The 3,888-nt window shown below is 38.6% G+C and carries 3 protein-coding genes; all 3 read right to left on the bottom strand.

What is annotated here, in order from left to right:
* Positions 1 to 67 precede the first annotated feature (67 nt).
* Complete coding sequence (locus tag HYW79_02765) at positions 68 to 796, bottom strand: PKD domain-containing protein (protein MBI2635443.1); 729 nt, start codon at positions 794 to 796, stop codon at positions 68 to 70.
* A 96-nt stretch (positions 797 to 892) separates the two neighbouring features.
* Complete coding sequence (locus HYW79_02760) at positions 893 to 3,253, bottom strand: N-6 DNA methylase (protein MBI2635442.1); 2,361 nt, start codon at positions 3,251 to 3,253, stop codon at positions 893 to 895.
* A gap of 410 nt (positions 3,254 to 3,663) precedes the next feature.
* On the bottom strand, positions 3,664 to 3,888 hold a 225-nt coding region (gene cas2 / locus HYW79_02755), incomplete at its 5' end, for a CRISPR-associated endonuclease Cas2 (GenBank protein ID MBI2635441.1).

The raw sequence follows: 3,888 nt of genomic DNA, 5'->3' as shown, positions 1-3,888 counted from the left end.
TACTATACTAAATCAGCGATCGCTGATTTAGTATAGTAGATAAAATCACTAGCTCACTGATTGCAAACTAATTCCCGATTTGGAAGTAAACTAAAGTATTAGAAGCGTTGGCCGCCCACCACCCCTGAACAAGATCTCCGGTGCCGACATTTTGATTATTGCTGCAAACATCTCCCGGCACGTCTCTCAAGAACCCGAGGTAAACATCATAAGTTTTACTACTTAAGAAATTAAGAGAATCGGCAAAAGTGAAAATTACCTCCTTAGAAATATTCGACTCGGCGGTAGTAAAGCAATATTTCGGCTGATTGGCTTTCGTCTCGTTTCCGCTATACCAAAAGTCCAGCTCCGCTCCCCCATTTTCCCTGATTCTTACAGGGGCAATATAGTATTGATTATTAACGGTAACATTGTCCGGCTTAAATTTAACTTTCAGTTTGTTAGCTGATCCATTGACACCATTTCCAAAAGAGAAGTACTGGTCGCCGGCAAGAAAAATCTCGCCCGAGCTATCGGATTGTTCAAATAAAACTGACGAAATTTGTCCAGGAGCAGTCACGGTGATTGTAGTCGAAGCTGTTGAAGATGCGTTTTGGTTATCAATAACTTTCAAAACTGTCTGATAGCTGCCGGCAGTGGAATAATTATGCGTAGTGGTAGCATTGCTTGAAGATGCCGAGGTGCTGTCTCCGAAATCCCACGCGTAAGAGGAAATAGATCCGTCAGGATCGCTGGAAGAAGCGGCATTGAAATTAACTGTATCTGCCGTAGTCGGACTCGCGGGAGTAAAGCTCAAGACGGCGGTCGGTGACTGATTCGCCGCCGCGCAAGGAGCCGCTTTTGGCGTAAGACAAGTTTTTAATTCAAAGTCATTGGTATTGCTTTTTTGAAGTCATAAATTATCTAGCTCTTCTTTAATCAAGCTTGATTCCGAATTTATTTTCAATTCTAACTCTATTATTAACTTTTTTCTTTCTCTTATACTACCCGCTATCTTGTCCTGTCTTTTTAGCGGAATATCCGGGATGATAACCTTCCTAAGTTCAATCATATTGAATCCTGGTTGTGCGGCTTTCTCGGAATAGCGTTCTAACTGACTATGAACAACCGGGGAGTTGATTAACTCTGCAATAAAGTATGGATTTGCTTTATTCGGATCAACACTAATCTTGCAACAACTGGCGGTAATGTTCGCTTCTGGAAAAAGATTATCTGGGAACAAACATGCCTTACCAAATGTTGCTCCGGTTTTAGCTATGATGATGTCATCCTTTTGCACTCTACTTCTAATCAATTCTTTATGTTTGTCTTTTGAGATATAAACTAAGTCCTCATTTATAAACTCATTTATCCCAATATTCTTGACCCGAAGAACTGGAATTCCCTCTGTCTTGTAATCGGAAACGTGAAGTTGAGTACCAAAAGGACCATCTACAATCGAGTATTTATCTTTCTTTAAAATATCTTCCAGTTTGAGATATTTTTCTTTTTTGATTTTTTTGAGTAACTTGAGGTATTTTGGCTTATAGAAATTTACCGACAATAACTCACCGTCATTTCTTTTGATAATATAATAATTTTCATCATCAAACATTTCTTTATTCTTTGCCTTAAACTCTCGATAATACCAAGCGGCGTTTGGAAAATAATCGGCGTCAGGGCGATTATTTGTGTCAAAGCTAATTTTGGTAACATTACCCATGAAAATCTTATAATCGAAAGTCTTAGGCTTTTTTCTCGTCATAAAGACTAAGCTGGTTTGGATCCCCGTCGCACCAGACGGACTAAAGGCGTAGCTTGGCATTTTGAAAATTGCATCAATTGTCACATTTTGATCCATCCAATCTCTCACTGGTTGAAAAGTAGTATTCATCAAAACGCTTTCCGGTAAAACTATTCCCACCCGACCCGTTTCCGGCTTAGCCAATCGCACACAACGCTCTAGGAATAAAACTTCAGATTGCTGTTTATTCCGCCTGACGCCCAATTCAAACTTATTCAAGATTTCTTCCTGATCTACTTTTGCGCCAAAAGGTGGATTTGTGACGACAATATCAAATTTACCTTCTTCTATATCGCTGATGTCCAGTAATCCATCGCCACGATAAATTTTTGTTCTTCCATCGCCGTGCAAATACATATTTGTTTTACACGCAATTTCGAGTCGAGGATTTATTTCAACACCATACAGATACTCGGAAGATAGCTTGAGTTTTTCTTCGTCCTTTTTGTTCTGATTCCAATTGCCACCCTTGATGCCTTCAAGTAACCGTTTATACGACAACACTAAAAAACCACCGCTACCAAAAGCTGGATCAATAATCAAATTACCAACTTTCGGATCGAGTATCTCTATCATGAATTCTTTGATTCTGTCAGGAGTAAAAAATTGTCCTAATCGCTCACCACGAAAAATTGAAGGTAAGAATGACTCATAAGCTAGACCGATAATGTCGTCCTTAGTTTGAGAGATTGCTTTCTGCTCGAGAATGCCGACAATAGCCACAATGGTGGCAGGATTCAACTTTATTCTTTCATCGTCACTAAAAATTCTATTGGTCCTAAAAGCGGCGTTTGCATCTTGGAAAATTCGGTTTATTTCAACTTCGGGATTATCTTTGATGAATTCTTTTGTAAAACGATTGTTGCTCCGTTTCTCTTCTTGAATTTTCGCAAAAATAAGTTTATTAACTTCGTCAAAACTACTAATTGGGTCAAGGCCATCATTACTTCTAATAATGTCGTGGCATTTATTCAATGCCGCTTTTATCTCTTGAACATTTTCGTAGCCCTCGATAATAAATCTTCCAGCCTCCTCAATTTCTTCCTTGCTGATCTTGATTGTTGCAAGAAAACTGAGTAGCTCGCTCTTTTTTGGTATCTCAGGAATTTGTTGTTTTGTTTTTACATCATAAATTTTGTGTGAGATACCATTCGTAACAACGGCAATCGGAACAACTTTTTCTGATTGTCGAGCGTAAGATATTGCTTGTTCTTTGTGAATCTCATCAAGTTGAACGCCCGGCTTTTTAACCTCAACAATGATGATGGGATTTGAACCTTCCTTGATAACCAAGTCGGCATAGACAGTCTTTGATTGCCGTCCTAAAAACGCCTTAATTGGCACGTTCAAAAAGATCTGTTCATCCCTGTAGCCGAGCTTTTTGAAATAAGGAATGATTAATTTTGCCTTAACATCCTCTTCGGAATGTAAATCTTTTAAGATTGACAGGTTTTTATCTAAGTCATTCACCCTTCTATAGTATAGTAAAAAAGTAATTTCCGATACCCTGTGGGTTTGGGAATGATTCCTTTTTATTAAAGACCGCCTATTTCCTCATTATGTTGTCATGGGACACTTGTGGACTTGTCCACAACCAATACCCCCAACACCAAAAAAATAATCGCCGCGAACGCGGCAAAAAATTTCCAAGAGCTACTTTTCATGGAAGTAGAAAAAGATTCTCCTAATTAAATCAGAGACTCAAACAATTTAAAACAAAAGTTATCCACACCCTTCCATAACTGACCCATAGAAAATCTTCAAGCTCTCCATCACCCCAGTACATCCTATTCCCATATATCCCAACACTTTACTATACTAAAAAGCGATCGCTTTTTTAGTATAGTAAAATCAGGCGCAGAAGAACTCTGGCTATCTTGCTATCTTAACGGACGCATTGAACCAGTCTTTGTGACAGAAAAAATTTCAACATAAGCTAAAAGTTTTAAGTCCCGAATGTCCTCTAAAAATTCTTTCGGAAATTTTCTCTTCCCCATCCAAACACTCTTCTGAATCATCTTAAACCCTAAATCCTGCAGTTGACCGCGCAGCCATTCCCTTTTGTGCTTCTGTTTTTCCGGAATATCAAAAATAACAACTTTTAG

The sequence above is a fragment of the Parcubacteria group bacterium genome (genome assembly GCA_016186325.1).
Taxonomy (GTDB): Bacteria; Patescibacteriota; Minisyncoccia; order UBA10092; family UBA10092; genus JACPHB01.
The sequence above is the reverse complement of the archived record's forward strand: the minus strand, read 5'-3'. Positions and strand labels throughout refer to the sequence as shown.